Raw genomic sequence first — 15,713 nt, forward strand, 5'->3', positions numbered from 1 at the left:
TTCCTGTCTCCGGTTGGCGAGTGTCAGAATTTGGCGGCGGCGCCGGGCTTGATCTCGAGGGTCACGCCCTCCTGGATCACCACGACAACGTCCTTGGCGGCGCCGACTTCGACGATGGGCCCCGCTTGCCGGGCGAGATCGAGGTAGAAGTCGGTGAGTTTGTCCGAGGACTTGGAAAGGCCCCCGGCGATGCCGGTCTTGGCGGCGTCCGCGGCATCGAGCGTGCGTACCGAGCCCAGCGCCGAGGTCGACGTGCTGCCGAAGGTGCTTTCGACCGATTGCGAAATGCCGCTGATGGTGCCGGCGATGAAAGCGCGGGCGAGCGTGGCACCGGCGCGGGTCACCACCTTGCCCGACAGGCCCTTCTTGCCGTCGGTATCGACGAAGAAGCCTTTGACGGGCTGATCGACCACCGAATGCTCGTCGAAATCGACGCAGGACAGCGAGACGAGCTGGATTTCCACCCGCTCCTTGGCGAGGCTGCCGGTGGCGTTGCCGATGACGAAGCAGCCGGCAAGGTTCGCCTTGACCTCATTGGGCAGGACTGCGGGCGCCTGGACTCTCGCGATGATCGGCTCGGGATTGCTCGTGGCGTCCCGGCTCGCCAGCGCGTCGATCCCGGTCAGGAGCCGCGCCTTCATGAAACCAGGCGGTAAATAGATCGTCCGATTCTTTTTTTTAGACGACGCCGAGGCATCGGCGGTGCCCTGAGGCCCACCCGTGCGAATGACCGCACCCGTGGCCGAGCCGATCGCGCCGACCGTCTTCTCGACCGGCGGTGCGGGCGGCGCTACAGATACGGGAGCCGTCGGCGGTGCGGGCAATCTGTTGGCGTCCGCGGAAATGTCGCCCGTCTCGGGAGGATAGGGCAGGGCCGGAACGGTATCCGGCAGTGCAGGCGGCAGATCGCCATCGCTGCCCTGGTTACCCGCAGCCGCCTTGCTGCCGGGAACCACCTTGCCTTCCTCGATGGCGCTGACGCGGTCTCCGAGCAGTTGCTGGCCGTCGAGCACTTTCTTGAGGTCGCCGCGCAGCTTCACCTCGAGGCTGTCGCCGCGTAGGCCCGCGCCCATGTTAAGCGAAGCGGCGGGATCGGCGCTCTTCACCTCTTCCTCACGCCCCGAGGCCATGTAGAGCGCGAAACCGAGCGCACCGACGGCGGCGGCGACCGCGAACTGCCGCGCGCGCAGCTTCTGCTTCGCGGACAGCCGGTCCCACTGTGCTTTCCAGTCAGGAAGACCAAAGACCGCGCCAATCCCGGCACGAGCCAGCGCATCCTCGCCTTCGCGCGCGGCCTGTTCGGCCAGGTGCGCCTGGTAGGCCGAGTGCTGATCCGGCGCGCCCGCCGCCCTGTCGTCCGGCCCGTTCATTGAACCGCTCCCCGGCGTACGACCACGAGGCGGGCGGTTTCTCCGGCCGCCAGGCGCACCCGGTCGAGGGTGATCGCGAAGATACGCTCGCCGAGACCGGCATCGACCAGCTGGCGCTCGTCGAGAACGATGGGCGCGGCGGCCTGTAGCCGGTATTCCGAGGCGGAGAGCCCGGTGCCTTCGATGGCGATCCGGCGCTGCTCGGTCAGCGAAAGGGCGGGCAGAGACGCAAGCCGTATCGCCACGCCCGATGGCGCGACCTCGCTGAAAGTCGCCGGGACATGATCGTCGAGGAGCGCCATCGTCACCGAAACCGCGCGGTCCTCGTCGGCGAGCGCGGCAAGCAGATCGCTGTTCGCCTGCGCGCGCTGGCGGGCGCCCGGCACAAGCAGCACGGTCTGCGCCGGGATCTCGGCGGGCTCGGCATAGAGCGGATAGGTCGCGCCGTTGCAGGTGACGAAGAATTCCGCAGGCTGGGTCACATAGGTCCGCGTGACCTGGCCGGCGTCGTCGACCTCGCGGGTCAGGAACTTTATCCAGGCGTCCGCGCCGCCCTTCTCGACGGCGAGACCCTTCTCGGCCGAGAACTTGACGTCCTCGATCTCGCCGCCCTCGCATACGACATGATTGATGTCGCGGTTGGAGAGGCGGATATGGCTGGTCTGGTCCGGTAGAGCCTGGATACCCTGTGCCGATGCCGGCGCTGCCAGGAGCAGCAGGCAGAGCATCGGGGCGCGGCGCAGCGACGCGCAGGGGTCAGCGTGTTTCAGCATCGAACTGCTCCTCGGAAAGACGGGTCAGCCAGAAGCGGCCGTTCTCGATCCGGTAGCCGATCCGCAGAACGCCCCGGAATTTGCGGATCACGCCGCCGATGACGCGGACTTTCTCCACCGGCACGAGGATCTCGTGGGGCGTCCAGCGCACCGGCTGGTCACCCCGGATGTAGGTGGCGATCGACAGGGTCGGATTATCGGCCAGTTCGTCGAGCACGCCGTTCAGGCTGTCGCGCATCGCGCCATAGGCGGACGGATGGACAAGCCCGAGAAGCTCCTGGAACTGGCGGTCGGCCGAATAGGCCGACCAGGTTCCCGATAGCGCGACGATGTTGCGCGTCATCGCGACGAGATAAGCTTCGGACGGTTTGCTGCCCGAGACGTAGAGGTCACCGGACGCGCCAAAGGGAACGACCACGGTGCGCGCGTTCTGGTTGGTCGTGTAGATGACCGCTCCCAGCACGACCGTGACGCCAAACATGCCGACGACCGCGACCTTGAGCAGCCGGTTCTCCTCGAAGAGGTTGGCCGAACCCTGCAGATAGCGATGGATGCCGAAGCTCGCCGGTTTACCCAGCAGCGGATCTTCGGCCGCCCGCTTGCGTGAGAGGATACCCATCGCGCCTACTCGAAGAAACGGGTCTGGGTCGGACCCGGATAGTGGGGGAAGGAAACCAGGCCCCAGCGCCAGGCGAGGTGGGACAGGTAGCCCCTGGGCTTGCTTCGCTTCCACGGGATGAAAAGGAGAAGGGCGGCGATGAGTGCCCAGCCGACAAATCCGCCCACGATCGCGGCCACGAACACGCTCGAGGTCGCGAGCAGGAACTCGTCTGATCCGAACCACAGGATCTGGACCGGCCGATGCAGATATTGCGGAAGGCGCTCGTCCATGTGCCCTTCTCCTCCTGCTTCATGACACCTTGCGAAGGTGTCGGTTTCCGGGGGCCGACCATCGGCCCCCAGCACGGTGCCGGCGCGGGGCGGGCCTGGCGGATCAGCCAGGTGCGCTCCGCGCCCGGCGTCTCAGACGACCATCCCGAAAGTCTGGAGGATGGAATCCGCCTTGATCAGGCAGACGGCCGCGACGATGGTCGGGATGCCGATCATGATGTTCGAGAAGAGGCGCGAGACGCCGAACAGGAAGGCGGCGACGCCGCCTACGAAGCCCAGCGGGCCCTTCACGCCCTTGTTCACGACGATATCGTAGATGTCGTAGCCGAGATCGCCCTGGGCCGGCGCCGAGAAGGCATGGGCCGGGCCGGCGATCAGGGCCATCACGCCCAAAGGGAGGCCGATATTCGCCGCCGCGAGAGCCTTGTTACCGAATGTACGCATCATGGCATTGCTCCAAGAAGGAGCCGTCCGGACATTCGCCTGCCGGCATCGACTGGGATCGGTGTCGGCCGGGGCGTCGGTGGACGGCTCCATGAGCCCGCCGCCGCCGGCATCCTGGTTCACCCGCCCCGCCGGGATCGGCGCAGGCTGGATGCCCTCCGGAAAGAGATCGTCGCTTTGCGCGACGGTGCGTCTGAACTCAGCGCGGCGCATCGGTTGCGGCCTTCGCCAGGGCGGGCTTCGCGTGCCGGTCGAGGAACGCCTCGAGTTCGGCCTGCTGGAAGCCCGAGATGAGCTTGCCGTCCGCGATGAGGGTCGGCGTTCCCGAGACACCCACCCTGGCGACCAGTTCGGCATCGGCGGCGACCTTGTCATGGCCGGCCGCGCATTGGCGCAGAACCGGCGGGGTTTGGCCCGAATAGGCGGCCTTGAAGGCAGCCTCGCGATTGGGCGAGCACAGGATATGCTCTGCCTTGGCCGCTGCGGTCGGGTGGATGCCGCTCACGAAGAAGATGAGCCGCCGGACCGGCTTGCCTTCGGCTGCCTTGGCGTTCCAGTAGCGGTCGAGCGCCTGGCAGTAGGGGCAGTCGGGATCGGTGAACTCGATCACCGTCGGCGCGTCCACCGGACCGATCGCCAGGGCCTTGGCCGGATCGATCGCCTTCAGGCGCCGGCTTGCGCCCCGTTCCTGGGCAAGCGCCGTCAGGTTCACGCCATTACGATCGTAGACCGTGGCGAACAGAAGATGCTCGGTCTGCGGCGCGAAATAGATGATCTTGCCGCCTGCGGTGGCCTGATAGAGCGGTCCCTCGACCGGTGCGGGACCAAAGTCCTCGAAGCGCAGGTTGGTGAAGGTCTGGTGCAACTGCTGCTCGGCTTCAGCCTGCGCGTTGGCCAGCGGGTCACCGTGAGCCTGCGCTCGCGCAGCGTCTTGGGGCTGGGCCGCGACATGCTCCGGCTCACCGGCATGGGCGGGGGCAGCCGACATGAGCGCCAGCGCTGTGACACCAGCCACGCTTGGAAATAAACCCGGCCGCTTCGGCCATGTTGATTTCGCGAGCAGGCCTTCCCGCTGCGCCGTAGGGTGCCCGGTTTCGAGCACAGGAGCTAACCTGGCGGCCATCGCCAATTCACGAGGATTGTGGAACATTGGCACACGCCTCCTTCTTCCGGCGCGTGCGATTCCGCGCGCCGGCTTTCGTCATGCGGTTCTGGCTGGGAGCGTGGTTTGGGCTGCGCTCGCCTTCCCCGTGGTGATCGGATGGATGAAGGATGAAGCGAAGAAATAACCCGCACAATAGGCAGGGTACTGAGATGCCGGTTCGGAAATACAGTGCCGGAATCGGCACGTCAGTTCCGCTTTTCGTGCCCTGCGACGTCGATTTTACCGTCTTGTCTGTGGGAGCGCTGTCGCACGACGGTTCGCTTCGATTGCGAATCAGCCAGGGAGCCTCGGCATGAGGACTTCGAGAACATACAAGCTGCAGCTCTCAGGGCAGGGCATCGACCAGTTCCTCGCCTGCCATTGCCGGGTTGCACGCCTGGCGAAGGAATTCATCCCCTATGGCATGACCCTCTATGTCGCCATGAGTCTACTCGAAGCGAGCGACCCGGCCGATATCGCCGCCGAACTGGAATCCCCGATGTGCAATGCGCTCGGTGGTTCCTCGAACCGCTTCGTGGGGACGACGTCACACCTTGCCGATCTCGTTGAACAGGTTGGCATGCGCCTTGCCGATAGTGGCCACTGTGGTCGATCCATAGCGACATGGCGCCTTTATAATGCCGGGCTCAGTCTGCTGCTGAGTTCCGAGGACGGGGAGCTACAGGCCGCCTACCGAAGAGCGGCCCAGACCATTCCGGTCCGGCGATCGCGCTGATCCCTACTATCTGTAGGGCTTATTTGAATAATGCTTTCACCATGAAAGCGTTACTGGATTGACGTTTGGCGTAACGAACAACATTTTCCCCGAACTGGGCTGTGCACGGGAGCTTTGAGCCATTGGCAGGGAGTTCTTGTCATGCCGCTTCAGGCGATACCCACTGCACGCGATCCCTCGGTGCTTGCGACGATCAAGCTGATGTCGGGGAGACGGATAGAAATGCAACGGCGTACCGAAAAGATTACGCAGGAAGACTTCGCGGCCCGCGTCGGCATCGGCGCGCGCTGGCTGCGCGAGATCGAGGCCGGCAATCCAAAGTCGCGGCTCGACGATCACTTCCGCTGCGCGCATGCCCTGGGGCTTTCCACCGGGCATCTCGTTATTCCGCTGCTGTTCATGGAACATCAGCGGGTTTTTCCCCGCGGCCTACTCGAAGGAGACCTCTCAAAGCTCGAAACCGTCTGCATAGATGCCATTGCCCGGCACAACCTCGACACGCTCTCGCACCAGCTCTTCGCACGCGATGCCGACCAAACGCCCGACGACTGAACGATGATGTCGCCGGGAACGCGCCAGGGTGAGAAAGTCTATGCGGACCTTAAGGAAGCCGTGCTCTCGGGGCGCTATGCGTCCGACACGGAGCTGTCGATTGCGGCTATCGCCGACGATATCGGGACCAGCGGCTCGCCGGTCCGCGACGGCTTGCATCGTCTTTATGGTGAGCGGCTCCTGCAGATGGGCCCGCATCGGGGATTTAGAGTGCCCAGCTGGAATGCCGACGCGCTGCGGGACTGCTACACATGGCACGGTCATCTCATGCGCATGGCCATCAAGGCGATCGGACCAAAGGCGCTTCGGGAACCGGTGGCGCCCGAGGGATGGCTGACCGATTACAGTAATCCCGATCGCATCGTCGCGACCGCCGAGCGTATGTTTCTCACGCTGGCGAACAGGTCCTCTTCCAATGAGCTCGTGGCTGCTGTCGCCAACGCGGGTGAGCGTCTGCGCACTATCCGACTCGTCGAAACAGAGCGCTGGTCGGACTGCGCGGACGAGCTTGTCTCTGCCAATGTATTGGCAAGATTTGAGCCCGGAAGCAGGCTACTGGAGGCTATCTGGAACTACCACCGTCGCCGAATTCGGGCTGCGAATATGCTTTCTGAATCGCTAAAATCGCGGTTATAAAGCTGAAATCACTACATTAAATGACGGCCAATGCGTGCGAAAGATTATTTCATAATATAGTTCATTTATTAGTTTCACCATGAAAGCAAAAGTGGCTGAATATATTAGGGTTCCGGCATAGCCTTTCTGTCGCCACGAACAGTGTGGCGAATAGAAGGAGGCAAATATGGAACGCGAATATGAAACCACCGATGACCGTGTGGTCGAACTGGGTGTCGCCAGCGAGGTGACGAACGGCTTCGGCGGCTCGGGTGCCGACAATCCCGACCAGCAGCCCAATCCGGGAATCCTTGAGGGCTGAAATCAACTGTCTGTCCCGGTCTGCTGCACCGGGACAGACATTCTCGTTAGGTGCGAGGATGACCATCGTTCGCCTCAAGGCTGATGTCGGCTATTGCGAGCTCAACAGAAGCTTCATCTTTCTTGATGTGATGCGCGATCGCTATGTCTCGATCACGCCCGACTTGGAGGCGGCGTTTCGGCGCATTTGCGCTTCAGGCGAGGGTGTCGAGCCACATCTCGCTTTGTTACTGCTACAAACGGGCCTGTTCGAGGCCATTCCAAAAAACTTTGCCGCACAGCCATCGAGGAAGCTGATCACTCCTTCACGGGCGATCACGGTGCCAGACGTCTCCAAGGGCGCGACCTCTAAATTCATAGTCCATTGGGCCCGTGCGATATCATTGCTCGCCGTGTTCCATGGCTTCGCCAGGAGGAAATCGCTCAAGAACTCGATCGACTTGGCACGATCTCTGTCCAACCATCCCCTATTGCGCATAAAAAATGGTAATAAAGAAGCTCTTCTTACAGCATTTGGCTTCGCGACACTTCTGTTTCGAAGGAAAGATCGCTGCTTGCCGGACGCGCTGGCTTTGTTTAGCCTGCTTGCGGCGAGCGGCTATCCCGTCCAGATCACCTTTGGCGTTCGCCGCCTTCCATTTCAAGCACACTGCTGGGTACAACAGGACGACGTCGTCCTTGGGCAAGACATTGAAAATGTGCAGGCTTTCTGCCCAATATTGGCTGTCGCATGAACACGGCGTTTTCAGTCGCTCTGCGTAGAGGCGCCTGCGAGCATCCGAACTCGAAAAATGAGCAAGTAGTTGACACTTGGGAGATTTCCGCGAGCGAAGATCTATCTGTTCAATGGCTTCGCCAAGATCAATGTCTGGTGATAGGCGACTGCTTCCCGTCACTAAGCGAGCGAGGTGACGTTAGTGAAGATCCGATCCAGACTGTACGCTCAATGGCGGAAACATATTGGGGTCGCTTCATTTTTATAGCGTGGAACCATTTGACAGGTGCAGTTACCATCTATCGTGATCCGTCCGGCATGGTCCCCTGTTATTATAGCTTCAACAGCGAAACCGTGGCCATCGGCACCGATGTTCGCTCACTTGATGCCATCGGGCTCAGACAGCACCGCATTGATTGGGACGAGATCGCAAATTCGCTCATAATGCCAAATTTGAGACGCCATCAAACATGCCTGAAAGGCATCTTCGAGGTTGCTCCCGGTGAGATGGTCGTCATAGATGGTGACCGCTCTTGCCGTGACCAGATATGGAATCCGGGCAATTTTATTGGGCGAAACCGACTATGTACTTTCGAGGAGGCCGCCGAACTGCTCGAAGCCACCATGATCCAAACACTGAAGACGTGGTGCGATCGATACGCCCACCCGCTGGTGTCCGTATCAGGCGGTTTCGACTCTTCGGCCGTAGCTGTCCTCGCAAACAAATTCGGATCGACGGAACTCCTGCACCTTTACACGAGATCACCTCTGGGCGATGAAAGGCGGTATGCCGCGATGCTTGCTGAGCATCTGGGCTGCGAGATGAGTATCTCTTTATGCCAGTCAGACGCTGTCACGGTCCAAAAGAATCTGTCTTCCGGGCGCCCGCGGCCATCTGCACGGGCATTCACACAGGTCTTTGATGAGATCTCCGCCGGCTATGCGACCAGGGTCGGAGCCAGCGCTCATTTCAGCGGAGGCGGTGGAGACAATGTCTTTGGAAAATTGCACTCTGCCTATCCGTTGGCGGATCGATATCGAAGGAACGGATTTGGAAGAGACCTGATTTCGACCGCCCTTGATGTTTGTCACACCACTGGAGCCTCAATGCCAGCAGTATTGGGCCAGGCGCTACGTGGACTGAAACCTACTTCAATTCCCGAAGCGTGGAGTGTGCGGACCGATTTGCTGACCCCGAAAGTCAAGGCGACTATCAGCCAGGAACCGCATCCTTGGCTAGTTCGCTGTCGAAATGTCATGCCTGGCGAGTGGCAACTTGTCCGGAATATTGCTCGTGCCACGGCCTTGACCGACCATCTCAACATTGAAGGCGACTTGCCGACAATCTGTCCGCTTCTATCTCAGCCGATAGTCGAACAATGCTTGTCGTTTCCTACCTGGTATTGGTTGTCAGGGGGAAGAGACAGGGCACTCGCACGGGCCGCTTTGCGCGCATATCTTCCGGCGTCGATCCTTGACCGAAGAGGAAAAGGTGCATTCACTGGGCTATTGGCTGAGATTCTGCACAACAATTGGGACCGGATTTACGACGACCTTAAAGAAGGGCTTCTAGCGCAGCATGGCTTACTCGACATTGCCGCAGTCGGCGAGGTTGGGGCACAAAGCGCCGATTCAAGTAGGATATTCACTGTTCTGTATATCCACGAAACCGAAATGTGGTGCCGAAACTGGCACTGATTGCAGATCGCTCACCATTCTGGAAGGCCAATTTTCCGAGTGAGCCATTCTATATTCCTTTGATAAATGGTCAATCGATGCGCGGGCCATATCTTGATGTGCCCTTCGTCAGGATAAACGTACATCTCGATTGGCCAACCCTGGTGACGCAATTCGCGATATGTACCTAAGGCCATCCTGTACTCCGCAGATGACGCTTGAATGAGGAGGGGGACCGCTTTCGCACGAGGCGCATCAGACAACGAATCGAGTTCCCAGAATTCCCGATCTCCGCGCCGAGTGGAGGGATAGCCGCCCTTGATGTAGTGATCATCGAGAGCCACGCCTGCGATTTCAAATCCGAATGGCCCTTCGCAACATGTGCTTAGAATGGCTGCGGAAAACAGCGGAGAATTTGCCAGCGCGAACGTGGCGGTAACCGCGCCGTCGCTCAATCCCGTGATCGCGACGCGTTCGGGATCAACTATGCCGGCATCAACCAGCCTGTGGATGATTGTTTCGATGGAAGAAAGGTTACTCCTGCGATCGGCGAACCCCTTGTTGTTATACTGGTCAAACTCCGTCCCGGTACGCGGTGCGCCGCTCAGCGCGAACCACGGGGGCCGATTGAAGCTCAATACGGCGAAACCGCGTGCAGCAAGTGCTTGAATAGGATATTCGTCCCCGGTTCCTCCGCGCAGGAAGCCCCTAGATTCATATTGCACGATTACAAGCGGAAGCCGGTGATCATGTCGATAACCCGGCGGCAGTACGAGATCTCCGAAGGTGCTGATCCCAAAGGCGTTCGACCATTCCAGACGCTGAATAATTCCTAAAAGGCGTCTAGAGAATTCCGGATTGGGATCGAATATTCGGTGGCGCGTCCCATCGCCAATTGAGATTGCGATGACGGACCGAGGTTTGGTGGCCGTCTCTTCCGCGCAGAACAGATTGTTGCCAGTCAGTTCGCAGCCGAAAATCGCATCGGCCGTACTGAGCAATGCGCGCGGAGATGTTTCGCCGGGTTTCCACGTATAAAATTCGGTACGACTATCGGCCACGCCCGCGCGGCGCTCGAAAACCAATGTCCGACCGTTGCCCGACCACCAAACGCCATGGACATTCGTGCATACAGCATTGTCGCAGCCGATCACCCGTCCATTCATGCGAACATTCAGTGTCGGTTTACTACCATGGGCATTCACCAACGGTGCCGACCACGCAACTTTGTCGTGGTAAGATGCGTAGGCAACAGCCTTTTCGGGCCATTCTGTCGTCGAAGCAAGCCGCTGTCCTTCATCGGACGGAAATGGAATCGCTTTGCCATGCGCTGAATCTATGGCGCGCTCCACGAGCGGAACGTCTGCGGCAATAAGTGGACGGTCGCTGTATAAGGGGCGAAATCGCTCGTCGTACAGATACCCGGTCCGCCCCTCGTTCTTGATCTTCTCCAAGGCTTCGATCCGTCCGGGGCGACTGGAATAAAGAAGTGCCGAACCATCAGATGACCAGGCAAGAGCCTCAATATCGACCGGGGTTGTCATGAGCCGCCTGATGGAACGGTCCTGCAGGTCGAACCGCCATAGTTCCGAATGATCGGGGAACGACTTGGTATAGGCCAGCGATTGCCCATCGGGCGACCATCGGAATAGGGGGCTTTTCGGCAGGCCCTGGGGGACCTCCGCCGCTCCATAAGCCGTGCTATAGGTGGCAACGATCTCGCCACCGGAATCGATTACGAACGGTTTTCGGCGTGCATCCGTGGGAACGAGAACGACCGCCGTGCAATAGCTGTTGGCAACAGGATCGGCCTGACGAATTTGAAGTGCCAGTAGTTTGCCATCTGGCGCAAGCTTGAAAGGCTGAGAGGCGATGGCAACACCAAACCCCCCAAAATCCCTGAGGCGCAGAAGGTCATCCGGTGTAACTGACTGCTTTCTTGCCGCAGGTTCAACGGCGGTGCGTGGTAATTGACAGGCAGTATCTTGTGATTTGGCACTAACAGGAAACGGGAGCACCAGCAGCGCGCAGCCAACATAGCCCGCCAGACGGAAAAGCTTCATGTCGAGAAACTCGCAAAGAGGGGCGGTTCGATGCCGCCCTATTTTCACCAATCTTTGGAAACCGTCAGGCTAATGAAGCGTCCGATCGGCGAGAAATTGGTCGAATCGTAACTCACATAGTCGAGGCTATTGCTCGTCGGTGCGGCATAAGGTGGACGTCGATTGAGTAGGTTTTGGATATTGAACAGCAGACTTGCCTGGGTGAGGACGCCGGACTGTTCCGGAAATCTGTATCGGATAGAGGTGTCGAACGTCGTCTGCGACGCGACCTTCGCTATGGTGGTCGAACGGGTATCTTCCAGCCTGCTGACGTGATTGACATAGAACATCGAGGTGAGGCTTCCATCCGTCCAGCCGATGCTTGCGCGTGCTTTGAAGCGCGGCGGATTGAAGATGATACCAGCCATGTCGACATATGCGCTGGTTGATGACAACTTTTGCTTTGACCACAACCAGGCGCCATTGGCGTTAAGTAGGAGAGAAGAGGCATCACCGGTCGAGATTTTGTAATCGACCGTGAGATCTATGCCGTCAATTTTCTGTCTGGCAGCATTCATGTAACTGTTATTTAGAATGGCGATGACGTTATTAAGTCCGTCTGCGCTCGCATAATTATAGTATAAGTCGGCATCCGACACCGTTTGATTGATAAGCTCCTCGCTGGGGCTGTACGTGACGTATTGGGCGTACGCGGCATTCGATAGTGCCTGATAAACCGCCGTTCCAGCTAGAGGTTGGACGACTCGATCCTTATATTTGACGTTGAAATACGTCGCATGGATATCCAGGTTGCTGATAAACTCAGGATGGAACACCAGCGAGGCAGACCACGAAGTTGCCTTCTCAGGTTTGAGGTCCGGATTACCTCCAGAGGCGATGAGCAAGGTCGAGCCGGTCGGGAAGCGCTGTCCCCCGAAAGTCGCTGCCGGATACAATTGAGCGTAGGTAGCCGAGCGCAACTCGTTGAGCGAGGGAACCTTGAAAGATTTCCCCCAAGTCCCTTTCACGTCGATAGATGGCGAAATTCCGTACAAGAAGCCAAATTTTGGCACGGCAACTGCACCAATTCCTGGATAGCGTTCGTATCTCACGGCAGCGTTCGCCGACAGGCGGTAGATAAGGTTGCTCCCTTGACCAGGTTCAACAAAAGGCAATGAAAGTTCGGAAAATCCGTAGTAACTCTCGGCTGATCCCCGGGAGTCGGCTCTTGTGGCTGAATACCGAACCGACGTAAGATGATTATATCGATATCCGGCCCCGAACACGAGGTCGACGGGGTTTGACAGTAGTCCAAATATTTTTCCGGAGGTAAACGTCTCTACATTGGCCAGTTTATTGCAATAGCATCCTCTGATGTGGCTGGTCTGGGTGCTATTATAAAGTCCAATCTGGTCAAACTTGGTGTCGCTCTGTCCGTATGTCCCCATGAGATTAAAGCGCCACTCAGGCGCTATCGCGATATTGACAGACGGGGAAATCGAGTATGACGTCGTTCTCGGGCGATTTTCGTAGACATAGCCGGAGACGAGGCCCATTGTCTGGAAAGATTTCCTATGGCTATAGGTAGCGTCGATTACGAACTCTGCGGAATCCGAGATAGATTGCTGGCCTGAAAGCACTGCATTCGTCTGAATTATCTTCGGATATAACGTGTTGTTGACTGGCATGTATTTGGTATAGGCGCGCTGATCGCTATAAATTGCGGAATTGTAATCGTGACTGACCGCTGCCAAAATGCCGCCGCGTTGCCACTTTTTTCCCGCAACCAGGCTGTACTGTTGCTGAAAATCGCCACCCGAAGTTGCGCTGCCTAATCGCGCCGACAATGAAGCGCCATCATAATCACGCTTGAGGATTACATTAATGACGCCGCCGACAGCATCGGACCCGTAAATTGCTGAGGCTCCATCGGGAACAACGTCAATTCGGTTTATGGCAGCCAGCGGGATAGCATCTATATCTACCGCTTGCACAGTAGACCCATAGGAAAGACGATGGCCGTTAAGCAGTGTGAGTGTCGCATCCCCGCCAAGACCTCGGAGATTCGGCGACGAGCCCGAGGTGGCGTTGATCCCGCCTCGGCTCGTGACCCCTCTTAATACACCCGGGTTCTGTCCGCTGCCAAAATTTTGAGGAAGGGCGCGCAGCGCCTCTCCAAGATCCGCTTGGCCAGCCAATTGAATGGAATCCGCGCTAAGCCTGATTGTTGAGGAAGATGTTTCCCCAGATTGGATGCGTGATCCTGTGACAATGATGTCGTCACCGTTTCCCGCAGTTCTCGCGCTGGCTGACGCTTCGACAGCCCTCACGATCAATGCGCCTTCAACAACTTCGGCAATCAGACCGGTGCCTTTCAGCAATCGCTTGGCAGCTTCCGCGGGTAAGAAGTGACCCTTGAGGGGTTTTGAAGTTTTACCGCGCAGGGGATCAGCTGGAGCTGAGAACTCTAGGCCGCTTTGCCGTGCGATTGCTCGTAACGCGTCCGTAAGGGACTGAGCCGGTAAGTTGAAATTCAATACCTTGTCGGCTTGCGCTAGTGCAGGTGTGGCGCCGATTAACGCGCAAGCGCAAACACCGACGAAAAAGCCGTTACGAACCACTCGCATTTCATCCCCCATTGCCTGGATGGCGCGTTGCGTGACGCGCATACAAAGCTTGACGGGAGAAATTCAGCGGCGAGCATTCCGCCGATTATTTTGTCAGTACGAGCCTGTTCGAGGCCTGGTTTTCAACGGTAAGGCCGAGCGCGCGGGCAAGATGCTTCGCCACACTTTCGGGATTGCGGATATGCAGTTCTGCACTTACCCGCATTGCGGCAATTTCTGGAGAAGCTGCCTCCAACTTGACGTCGGAATAGAGGTTCACCTCAGCGAGGATCACACTAACGGCCTCATCGTCGTAGCTCTTCACGCCGGTTGTCCATTGCTCGTCGTTGGCCGGCGCCGGTTCGGTGACAGCATTGCCGGATACCGTGGGTGTGCCAGAGTAGCGTATCCGTTCGCCTGGTTGAAGGTAGCTCTTCGCTGCCGGTGCCGATGGCTTGCGTGTCTCGCACGGTGGAGTGACTGCGACCCGTCCTTCGTACAACACCACATTCATCTGGCAATGTGCACGCCGTTCTACACCGAACCGCGTGCCGAGCGCTGTGGTGGTGCCGCCATCAGCGGTGACGGTGAAAGGGCGCGAAGCGTCATGAGCAACGGCGAAGATGGCGCGGCCGTGATCGAGCGTGACGTCCCGGCGCTCTTCATGCAACCAGACAAGCAAGCGGCTATCGGTATCGAGCGTTACGACCGACCCATCGGCAAGCGTGATCGTTCTCACCTCGCCTTTCCGGGTGGTAAAGATCTGTGGCGCATCATCGGTTTTCGCGCCTGACGATGCAATTGGGGGCAGAGTGGAGGGCGAACGCACATTCTGGCCCGGCACGAAATGCGCTCCCAACAGCAGGATGGCGGCCAGCGAAGCTGCGATCGCCAACTTTGCCCAGGGCACGCGTGGGCGGTTCTCTTGTGGACTTCTGTCGTGGCGCTCGTGAACATTCACGGATGCGGGATCAACGACGTCCGAGATCGCGGCATAGGCAATGTCGAATTCCGCCTTGTGTTCGGGCGACTGAGCGCACCAATGCATTGCGGCAGAGCGCAGCGCGGGATCCGTGTGAACCTCCATCGCCCAGCGCCGTGCCTGTTGCTTGACAGTGAGCGAGCCCGGCTCTTCGTCGGTCATCGGCTTTCCATCCTGTCCAGCAGATGGTCCAGCACCTTGAATATCTTCCTCTTCACCGCCCACTCATTCAGTCCCTTAAGCCGACCGATTTCGCGAAAGCTATATCCTTCCACACGGTTTAGCAGAAATAGTTCGCAGTCGAAGGGGTCCAGTGCTTCCAGCAATTGCTCGCAAAAGGCGATGTCGTCACGCGCTGTGAGGATGCGGAGCGGGTCGAACGGGGTCGGGAGATCTTCAGCATCGGACAAGGGGCTTTTCAGATTATCGACGCGCGTTGACGACAGATCGGCCCGGTCGCGCAGCAAGTTCGTGGCGATCCGGCGTAGGTAGGCCTGCGGTGTCGTAAGCATTTTTGCGGTGCCGCTCCGGAGGAAACGGAAGAAGGTTTCCTGAGCGAGCTCGTCCGCTTCTGCATGGGGTACCGAGTTGCGGTGGAAATAGCGGACCAGCCACCGGGTCTCCTCGCGGTACAGCCGGACGATCACATCATCGCCGCGATCTTCGAATTCCTGACCCGCATCGGTAGCGGCGTGGCCTTCACCGGGCATGACGGACATTTCGGTTCGAGAGGCCGCGCGGATTCCCGGTCGAATAAGGGCACGTCGCCAGCGCGGCGCTCGCGCCGCTGTGTTTTCCCGTCTGTCGTCTTGGCTCCATGCGTCGCACCTATGTCCACTCGGGGC

General features: G+C 59.1%; 17 protein-coding genes. 7 read left to right on the forward strand and 10 right to left on the reverse strand.

Going from position 1 to position 15,713, the window contains the following annotated elements; translation table 11 throughout:
- Window positions 1-23: 23 nt before the first annotated feature.
- The 6 genes from GGQ90_RS22800 to GGQ90_RS22825 form a co-directional block, all read right to left on the reverse strand.
- Complete coding sequence (locus GGQ90_RS22800) at window positions 24-1,370, reverse strand: TraB/VirB10 family protein (protein ID WP_159365846.1); 1,347 nt, start codon at window positions 1,368-1,370, stop codon at window positions 24-26.
- A complete protein-coding gene (locus tag GGQ90_RS22805) occupies window positions 1,367-2,143 on the reverse strand; it encodes a type-F conjugative transfer system secretin TraK (RefSeq protein WP_159365847.1) in 777 nt (258 codons plus the stop codon). The genes GGQ90_RS22800 and GGQ90_RS22805 overlap by 4 nt, the downstream gene beginning before the upstream one ends.
- Window positions 2,127-2,762, reverse strand: a complete 636-nt coding sequence (locus GGQ90_RS22810; protein ID WP_159365848.1) for a TraE/TraK family type IV conjugative transfer system protein — start codon at window positions 2,760-2,762, stop codon at window positions 2,127-2,129. Before GGQ90_RS22810 ends, GGQ90_RS22805 begins: the two co-directional genes overlap by 17 nt.
- Before the next feature lie 5 nt (window positions 2,763-2,767).
- Window positions 2,768-3,034, reverse strand: a complete 267-nt coding sequence (locus GGQ90_RS22815; RefSeq protein ID WP_008827576.1) for a type IV conjugative transfer system protein TraL — start codon at window positions 3,032-3,034, stop codon at window positions 2,768-2,770.
- 132 nt (window positions 3,035-3,166) lie between these two features.
- The gene (locus tag GGQ90_RS22820) at window positions 3,167-3,481 is read right to left on the reverse strand and encodes a hypothetical protein (protein ID WP_029547519.1); all 315 of its coding nucleotides are present in this window, start codon (window positions 3,479-3,481) and stop codon (window positions 3,167-3,169) included.
- Between the two features lie 196 nt (window positions 3,482-3,677).
- The gene (locus tag GGQ90_RS22825) at window positions 3,678-4,466 is read right to left on the reverse strand and encodes a DsbC family protein (protein WP_223178404.1); all 789 of its coding nucleotides are present in this window, start codon (window positions 4,464-4,466) and stop codon (window positions 3,678-3,680) included.
- Between GGQ90_RS22825 and GGQ90_RS22830 the strand changes: the two genes are divergently transcribed.
- The 7 genes from GGQ90_RS22830 to GGQ90_RS22860 all read left to right on the forward strand — a co-directional run bounded on the left by GGQ90_RS22830 (window position 4,465) and on the right by GGQ90_RS22860 (window position 9,259).
- On the forward strand, window positions 4,465-4,767 hold the full coding sequence (locus GGQ90_RS22830) for a hypothetical protein (RefSeq protein WP_169859719.1): 303 nt from the start codon (window positions 4,465-4,467) through the stop codon (window positions 4,765-4,767). The two genes, GGQ90_RS22825 and GGQ90_RS22830, sit on opposite strands and share 2 nt — an antisense overlap.
- Window positions 4,768-4,935: 168 nt before the next feature.
- The gene (locus GGQ90_RS22835) at window positions 4,936-5,358 is read left to right on the forward strand and encodes a hypothetical protein (protein ID WP_159365851.1); all 423 of its coding nucleotides are present in this window, start codon (window positions 4,936-4,938) and stop codon (window positions 5,356-5,358) included.
- 141 nt (window positions 5,359-5,499) lie between these two features.
- Window positions 5,500-5,910, forward strand: a complete 411-nt coding sequence (locus tag GGQ90_RS22840; RefSeq protein WP_159365852.1) for a helix-turn-helix domain-containing protein — start codon at window positions 5,500-5,502, stop codon at window positions 5,908-5,910.
- Window positions 5,911-5,913: 3 nt separating this feature from the next.
- On the forward strand, window positions 5,914-6,546 hold the full coding sequence (locus tag GGQ90_RS22845) for a GntR family transcriptional regulator (RefSeq protein ID WP_234893135.1): 633 nt from the start codon (window positions 5,914-5,916) through the stop codon (window positions 6,544-6,546).
- A gap of 166 nt (window positions 6,547-6,712) precedes the next feature.
- Window positions 6,713-6,847 carry a benenodin family lasso peptide gene (locus GGQ90_RS22850; protein WP_146037182.1) on the forward strand — a complete coding sequence of 45 codons (135 nt, stop codon included), beginning with the start codon at window positions 6,713-6,715 and terminating at the stop codon, window positions 6,845-6,847.
- A 58-nt stretch (window positions 6,848-6,905) separates the two neighbouring features.
- On the forward strand, window positions 6,906-7,580 hold the full coding sequence (locus tag GGQ90_RS22855; RefSeq protein ID WP_159365853.1) for a lasso peptide biosynthesis B2 protein: 675 nt from the start codon (window positions 6,906-6,908) through the stop codon (window positions 7,578-7,580).
- A complete protein-coding gene (locus GGQ90_RS22860) occupies window positions 7,577-9,259 on the forward strand; it encodes an asparagine synthase-related protein (protein ID WP_159365854.1) in 1,683 nt (560 codons plus the stop codon). The genes GGQ90_RS22855 and GGQ90_RS22860 overlap by 4 nt, the downstream gene beginning before the upstream one ends.
- Window positions 9,260-9,270: 11 nt before the next feature.
- Here the strand turns inward: GGQ90_RS22860 and GGQ90_RS22865 are convergent, their stop codons facing one another.
- Genes GGQ90_RS22865 through GGQ90_RS22880 form a run of 4 tightly spaced genes read right to left on the reverse strand, consistent with a single transcriptional unit; the run spans window position 9,271 to window position 15,587 of the window.
- Window positions 9,271-11,301 (reverse strand): Atxe2 family lasso peptide isopeptidase, encoded by a 2,031-nt coding sequence (locus GGQ90_RS22865; RefSeq protein WP_159365855.1) that lies wholly within the window; start codon window positions 11,299-11,301, stop codon window positions 9,271-9,273.
- A 44-nt stretch (window positions 11,302-11,345) separates the two neighbouring features.
- On the reverse strand, window positions 11,346-13,949 hold the full coding sequence (locus tag GGQ90_RS22870; protein ID WP_246428391.1) for a TonB-dependent receptor plug domain-containing protein: 2,604 nt from the start codon (window positions 13,947-13,949) through the stop codon (window positions 11,346-11,348).
- A 43-nt stretch (window positions 13,950-13,992) separates the two neighbouring features.
- Window positions 13,993-15,030, reverse strand: coding sequence for a FecR family protein (locus GGQ90_RS22875; protein WP_159365857.1), 1,038 nt, complete (start codon window positions 15,028-15,030; stop codon window positions 13,993-13,995).
- Entirely contained in the window at window positions 15,027-15,587 is a 561-nt protein-coding gene (locus GGQ90_RS22880) for an RNA polymerase sigma factor (RefSeq protein WP_234893136.1), read from the reverse strand. The genes GGQ90_RS22875 and GGQ90_RS22880 overlap by 4 nt, the downstream gene beginning before the upstream one ends.
- Window positions 15,588-15,713 lie beyond the last annotated feature (126 nt).

This window comes from Sphingobium scionense (assembly GCF_014197035.1).
GTDB classification, from domain to species: Bacteria; Pseudomonadota; Alphaproteobacteria; order Sphingomonadales; family Sphingomonadaceae; genus Sphingobium; species Sphingobium scionense.

Bases quoted from the DNA above. Each gene is read 5' to 3' on its own strand.
- GGQ90_RS22800 (WP_159365846.1), bottom strand. From the start codon at position 1,370: ATGAACGGGCCGGACGACAGGGCGGCGGGCGCGCCGGATCAGCACTCG.
- GGQ90_RS22805 (WP_159365847.1), bottom strand. From the start codon at position 2,143: ATGCTGAAACACGCTGACCCCTGCGCGTCGCTGCGCCGCGCCCCGATG.
- GGQ90_RS22810 (WP_159365848.1), bottom strand. From the start codon at position 2,762: ATGGGTATCCTCTCACGCAAGCGGGCGGCCGAAGATCCGCTGCTGGGT.
- GGQ90_RS22815 (WP_008827576.1), bottom strand. From the start codon at position 3,034: ATGGACGAGCGCCTTCCGCAATATCTGCATCGGCCGGTCCAGATCCTG.
- GGQ90_RS22820 (WP_029547519.1), bottom strand. From the start codon at position 3,481: ATGATGCGTACATTCGGTAACAAGGCTCTCGCGGCGGCGAATATCGGC.
- GGQ90_RS22830 (WP_169859719.1), top strand. From the start codon at position 4,465: ATGAGCGCCAGCGCTGTGACACCAGCCACGCTTGGAAATAAACCCGGC.
- GGQ90_RS22825 (WP_223178404.1), bottom strand. From the start codon at position 4,466: ATGTCGGCTGCCCCCGCCCATGCCGGTGAGCCGGAGCATGTCGCGGCC.
- GGQ90_RS22835 (WP_159365851.1), top strand. From the start codon at position 4,936: ATGAGGACTTCGAGAACATACAAGCTGCAGCTCTCAGGGCAGGGCATC.
- GGQ90_RS22840 (WP_159365852.1), top strand. From the start codon at position 5,500: ATGCCGCTTCAGGCGATACCCACTGCACGCGATCCCTCGGTGCTTGCG.
- GGQ90_RS22845 (WP_234893135.1), top strand. From the start codon at position 5,914: ATGATGTCGCCGGGAACGCGCCAGGGTGAGAAAGTCTATGCGGACCTT.
- GGQ90_RS22850 (WP_146037182.1), top strand. From the start codon at position 6,713: ATGGAACGCGAATATGAAACCACCGATGACCGTGTGGTCGAACTGGGT.
- GGQ90_RS22855 (WP_159365853.1), top strand. From the start codon at position 6,906: ATGACCATCGTTCGCCTCAAGGCTGATGTCGGCTATTGCGAGCTCAAC.
- GGQ90_RS22860 (WP_159365854.1), top strand. From the start codon at position 7,577: ATGAACACGGCGTTTTCAGTCGCTCTGCGTAGAGGCGCCTGCGAGCAT.
- GGQ90_RS22865 (WP_159365855.1), bottom strand. From the start codon at position 11,301: ATGAAGCTTTTCCGTCTGGCGGGCTATGTTGGCTGCGCGCTGCTGGTG.
- GGQ90_RS22870 (WP_246428391.1), bottom strand. From the start codon at position 13,949: ATGCGCGTCACGCAACGCGCCATCCAGGCAATGGGGGATGAAATGCGA.
- GGQ90_RS22875 (WP_159365857.1), bottom strand. From the start codon at position 15,030: ATGACCGACGAAGAGCCGGGCTCGCTCACTGTCAAGCAACAGGCACGG.
- GGQ90_RS22880 (WP_234893136.1), bottom strand. From the start codon at position 15,587: ATGTCCGTCATGCCCGGTGAAGGCCACGCCGCTACCGATGCGGGTCAG.